Consider the following 1,715-nt stretch of genomic DNA (forward strand, 5'->3'; position numbering starts at 1 on the left):
GAAGAGATGGGTGGGTTGCTCGCCGTCGGCGGGGGGCTGCAGCCGGACCGCATACTGGAAGCCTATCGGCAGGGCATTTTCCCGTGGGGAACGGTCGATGGTCTGCCGCTCTGGTATGCGCCCGATCCGCGCATGGTGCTTTTTCCCGAAGAGTTCCGGCTGACCCGTTCGCTGAAGAAAACGCTGCGTGCCGGCAAATTCGCGGTGCGCTTCGACACCGATTTCCCCGGCGTCATGGATGCCTGCGCCACAACGCCGCGGGACGGCCAGGACGGCACCTGGATCACGCCCGAAATGAAGGAGGCCTACTGCCGCCTGCATGAACTCGGCTGGGCGCATTCGGTCGAAAGCTACGTTGGCGACACGCTGGTCGGCGGCCTGTACGGGCTGGCCATCGGTCGGATGTTTTACGGCGAATCGATGTTCGCCCAGCGCACCGATGCCTCGAAGGTCGCTTTTGCCCACCTCGTGCGTTACCTTTTGGCCAAGCAATTCGCCATGATTGATTGTCAGATGCACACCGACCACCTCGCCTCGCTCGGCGGCCGCGAAATTCCGCGCGACGCCTTTTTGACCCGATTATCGGCGTTGACCGTAGCCGCCTCGTCGCGCGACCGCTGGTCGGCCGACCCACTCGTTCTCGCGTGGTAAGCCATGGCCCAGCCCGACGACGCCGAACTGCCCTTCTCGCTGCTCCAGTACTACGCCACCTCGCCCTATCCGTGCAGCTACCTGGCCGACCGCGAGGCGCGTTCGCAGGTGGCGACGCCGGCCCACCTGATCGACAGCGAGATCTATAGCGCGCTGGTTCGCAACGGGTTCCGGCGTAGCGGCGTGTTTACCTACCGGCCGCATTGCGACCACTGCCAGGCCTGCGTCCCGGTCCGTCTGCCGGTTACCGAACTGCAGCCCAGCCGCAGCCAGCGCCGGGCCTTGAAGCACCACGCCAACCTGCGCGCCCGCGAATTGCCGCTGCTCTATTACGACGCGCATTACGCGCTTTACAAGCGCTACCAGCAGGCCCGCCACCCGGGCGGCGGGATGGACGAGGACAGCCACGACCAGTACGCCCAGTTCCTGCTGCAAAGCCGCGTCGACACGCGGCTCATCGAGTTCTCCGAAAACGGCAGCATGCGCATGGTGAGCGTGATCGATGTCCTCGACGATGGTCTGTCGTCGGTCTACACCTTTTACGAGCCGGACGTTCCGCAGGCCAGCTTCGGCACCTACAACATCCTCTGGCAGGTCGCCCAGTGCCGCGCCCTCGGCCTGCCCTACCTGTACCTCGGCTACTGGATTGCCGAAAGTCGCAAGATGGCCTACAAATCGGCCTTCCAGCCCATCGAAGGCCTCATCGACGGGGCCTGGATCCCTCTCCCCAAACCGGAAAACCCATGAACCTCCGCCCCCTGCTGGCGCTGGCGTTGCTTATCCCGCTCGGCGCCGTCGCCGGCGACGAACGCCTCGCCTACACTTGCGACAACAACAGCCGTTTCGACATTTCATTTTCGGCCGATATTTCCGGTCGACCGCAGGCCACCCTGCATTTCGCCGACGACGCCGTCGTTCTGCCGCAAGTGCCGGCCGCTTCCGGCGCGCTTTATCGCAGCGGCGATATTCGCCTGGCGACCAAGGGCGACGACGCCATTCTCGAAGACGGCAAGGGCAATCTGCGCCGCTGCTCGCGCGGCAGCCTGGCGCCGGTCATGCCACAG

The 1,715-nt window shown here is 64.8% G+C and carries 3 protein-coding genes; all 3 read left to right on the forward strand.

The window, feature by feature from the left end; genetic code table 11:
- On the forward strand, nt 1-651 hold a 651-nt coding region (gene aat / locus ADADOO_RS15710), incomplete at its 5' end, for a leucyl/phenylalanyl-tRNA--protein transferase (protein WP_511278446.1).
- A gap of 3 nt (nt 652-654) precedes the next feature.
- Nucleotides 655-1,398: an arginyltransferase gene (locus tag ADADOO_RS15715; protein ID WP_511278447.1), complete on the forward strand. Its 744-nt coding sequence runs from the start codon at nt 655-657 to the stop codon at nt 1,396-1,398.
- The coding region (locus ADADOO_RS15720; RefSeq protein ID WP_511278448.1) for an MliC family protein at nt 1,395-1,715 on the forward strand (321 nt) is incomplete at its 3' end. The genes ADADOO_RS15715 and ADADOO_RS15720, both read left to right, overlap by 4 nt.

The sequence above is a fragment of the Azonexus sp. genome (assembly GCF_036170495.1).
GTDB lineage: Bacteria > Pseudomonadota > Gammaproteobacteria > Burkholderiales > Rhodocyclaceae > Azonexus.

What these genes read in the sequence shown, in the direction of transcription:
- ADADOO_RS15715 (WP_511278447.1), top strand. Translation starts at nt 655, where the DNA reads ATGGCCCAGCCCGACGACGCCGAACTGCCCTTCTCGCTGCTCCAGTAC.